Below are 2,986 nucleotides of genomic sequence, written 5' to 3'. Positions count from 1 at the left end.
CGACTCCCTGACCGCCCTCACCGCCTAATTCCCCTACGAAGGATCGCTACACCACTCCAGGGGGCTTGACCTCAGCGACAGCAGCTTCACCCTGATCCATATGGAGCAAACCGGACCTTCTTGCCCTAATCCAGCCCTGCGGACACCTATGCCGACGCAACCACGGAACAGCGAGAGCTAATGCTCCCGAAGGCGGCCGAGACCGATGCAACTCCCGCAGGTGTCGGTCAAATGGTCGCGGCACTGCCCGCTTTCACTTGACGAGAGTTAAGGGAAGTCAGAGCAACCCCCTCACTGTGAGCCACTGATAACCCGGCCATATGTAAAGCGCATGCCGTAGACGGACGAGTGAAAGACGGAGGCGGGATGGCTTCAGCCGTTCCGCCCTTTCTGGTCTCCGCGGATTGGACCTCTTATGCCCTTTATCGGACAGGGCCGCTGCCGGCCTCGAGCGTGTGGCGCCGACCGAGGGTCAGCCACAGAATCGGGCCCAGCACCGGGACGACCAGCAGCACGAGCATCCACAGCAGGCGCTGGGTCCCGGTGTAGTGCTCATCGCGGGACAAGGAGAGCAGCGCGACGACGAACAGCACAATCACCGCTGCGCCGGCCAGCAGCGCGAGGACTTCCCAGCTGGTGGGGATCAGCGGGTTCGTGCCCGCCCCGCTCAGGCTGGCGGTCATCGGGAACCTTACGGTCATCTCAGGACCCTTCCGTGTCTTCGGGCCGGGCCTGCGAGGACACCGAAGATGATGCCGATCAGCGCGCTGCCGGGATGGGCGATGACCCGGTCGGAGCCGACAGGTTTGGTGTGCACCGCTTAGCCCTCGGAGACCTGCAGCTGCGGGGTAAGCCGGGTCCATCCCTGCGGTGGGTCCTCCTCGGGCAGCCCGTTGGGGTCGTAGTCGGCTTGGATGCCGATCAGGCTGCTGGTGGCCACCCGGCCACCGGAGCCGCACCCGGCGACCCAGGTCTCCGGGGCGTGGGGGTCGAAGCTGAGCAGGCAGTCGCCCTGACTCGCTGAGGACACGGCGAAGAACTGGTACCCGTCGTGGGTGGCCAGCAACCGGGAGCTGTCCGGGTCGAAGTCGTACTGCCCGGCGGGCACCTGGGCCGGCAGCAGATCGGCCTCGGTCTGCTCACCGCCGTAGACGCCGGTCCCAGCATCGGCGCACCCGGCGAGGCTCAGCGCGGCGGTCGTGAGGAGCATGGTCACCAGTGACCGGCGCATGACGATCCTCGCTCTCGATCGGGGCCCACGATGCTGTCTTCCCTTCCACTGTAGGGGCCGAGGACCCTGGCAGCGCGGAGCATCGACACGGCCCCGAGTGGTCCGCCGGGGCCCAAGCAGGCACGCGCCGGCTGACCGCGGAAGGGGTCGGCGCCCCCTGCGCAGCACCTCCGACGACCCGGGGCGGAGTCCGGGACCTCGTGCGCCGGATCGACTACGGTGTGGCGAAAGCGAACGGGTTGGGTGTCGATGATGAACCACCGCACGAGAAGCTACGGGTCCTTGCTGGTGGCCCTCGGACTGGCCGGGGCCGTGGCCGGCTGCGGTGAGGGTACCGACGACCTGCCGGCCTTCGACTCCCTGGAAGCCACCTACCGAGCCGTCGACGAGATCGTGGACTGCTCGGCGGACGCACCGGAACCGGCCGTGAAGTTCCCCGGATCCGGCAAGGACACCGGCGAATCGGTGATGTGCACCAGCACCGTCGAAGTGCTCTGGTTCGATCACGACGAAGCCCGCGAGGACGTCTACGAACTCCTCTCCGACACCGCCGGGGATGGCAGTTCGGTGTATTTCGTGGAGGGCCGCAACTGGTTCGTCGTCGACGGCGCCGAAGTGATGGTCGGGGCGGTCCCCGAGCGCAGGATCGACATGGAACAGCTCGCCGACGCCCTGGACGCCCGGTACACGGTGGAGCGATAAAACCCACCTCTGCCACCCGCCCTCGCCGTACGGCTCGAGCAGAGCCACCGACCCAAACCACGAACGGATCGAGGTACCCCCGATGGCCACCGTCGCCCACCGGCTGATCGCCTACGGTGCCGTCACCTGTCTGGCCGGAATCCTGTTCAGCATGGTGGCCACGCAGCTGGTGGGGCTGCTCTACGAGGCCCTTCCACCGCAGACCGTCATCGCTGGGGTGATCATCGACTTCGTCAGCCGACTGGTCGGGGTCTGTCTGGCACCTTTGGGGACCGCCTTGATCGCTGTCGGCATCGCCCTGCGGATGCTCGACCGCCGGTTTGATCTGGCACATCTGACGAGGACCGAGCGGTGACGACAAGTTCCGGCACCACCCCCGGGCAGTGCGTCCTGAGGTCGCAGGGTCACTGCCCGGGGCGGGGCTACGCTCGGTGTCCATGGAGCCTGCAGAAAACGTGTTCGCCGGTCCGGCTCAGCACCCGCCGGCGCCCTTGGCGTACCGCACCAGCCGGTACCGTCCTGGCCAGCACGTACCCACCGTCCGACACGTGAGCGGCTACGCCGCGTTCCTCATCTACGGCACCACCCACCAGGTGCCGCCGCAGCACCTGGCCGGTGACCTCCCGGCCCTGGTGTCCTTTGTGCGCGCCCACTTCCAGAAGGTGCAGCACGACACGACCCTGGCGGCCGCGGCCACCGTCTTCGTGGGCAACGCCCTGGTCGCCCAGCGCCCAGGCGCCCGATGGCAGCCCGGCACCGGCGGAGGCGCCACGGTCGGCACGCACGACCTCCAGATCGGGATAGACCATCTGCTCGAGCGCCTGCATCTCGCCACCGAAGCCGAGATCCAGCTGTTCCTGGACACCGCGCAGAACTGAGCGCACCGGAGAACCTCAACCGCAGCACCGTGGGTCAAAGATTCAACTCCGGGTAAGACCGCCATGGCCCTCAAGTGATCTGCTTCCGCGCCCATGAAGGCCTCAGCCTGGATGCGCCGATGTTGAGGGCGCGGTGGGTGAGTCCTGACAGACGAATGCCCTTCTTGCTTGGGAC

General features: G+C 67.2%; 5 protein-coding genes. 3 read left to right on the top strand and 2 right to left on the bottom strand.

Annotation, left to right across the window (positions count from 1 at the left end):
• Positions 1–422 precede the first annotated feature (422 nt).
• Positions 423–683, bottom strand: coding sequence for a PLDc N-terminal domain-containing protein (locus QYM41_RS17430; protein ID WP_368801035.1), 261 nt, complete (start codon positions 681–683; stop codon positions 423–425).
• Between the two features lie 137 nt (positions 684–820).
• On the bottom strand, positions 821–1,231 hold the full coding sequence (locus QYM41_RS17425; protein ID WP_368801034.1) for a hypothetical protein: 411 nt from the start codon (positions 1,229–1,231) through the stop codon (positions 821–823).
• Positions 1,232–1,483: 252 nt separating this feature from the next.
• Between QYM41_RS17425 and QYM41_RS17420 the strand changes: the two genes are divergently transcribed.
• From QYM41_RS17420 to QYM41_RS17410, 3 genes are all read left to right on the top strand, one after another.
• Positions 1,484–1,933 (top strand): hypothetical protein, encoded by a 450-nt coding sequence (locus QYM41_RS17420; RefSeq protein WP_368801033.1) that lies wholly within the window; start codon positions 1,484–1,486, stop codon positions 1,931–1,933.
• Between the two features lie 82 nt (positions 1,934–2,015).
• Positions 2,016–2,288 (top strand): hypothetical protein, encoded by a 273-nt coding sequence (locus QYM41_RS17415; protein ID WP_368801032.1) that lies wholly within the window; start codon positions 2,016–2,018, stop codon positions 2,286–2,288.
• A gap of 193 nt (positions 2,289–2,481) precedes the next feature.
• Positions 2,482–2,811 carry a hypothetical protein gene (locus tag QYM41_RS17410; protein WP_368801030.1) on the top strand — a complete coding sequence of 110 codons (330 nt, stop codon included), beginning with the start codon at positions 2,482–2,484 and terminating at the stop codon, positions 2,809–2,811.
• Positions 2,812–2,986: the final 175 nt, after the last annotated feature.

Origin of the sequence: Kocuria oxytropis, assembly GCF_040981195.1 — a bacterium.
GTDB lineage: Bacteria > Actinomycetota > Actinomycetes > Actinomycetales > Micrococcaceae > Kocuria > Kocuria oxytropis.
This window is presented reverse-complemented; position numbering and strand designations above follow the sequence as displayed.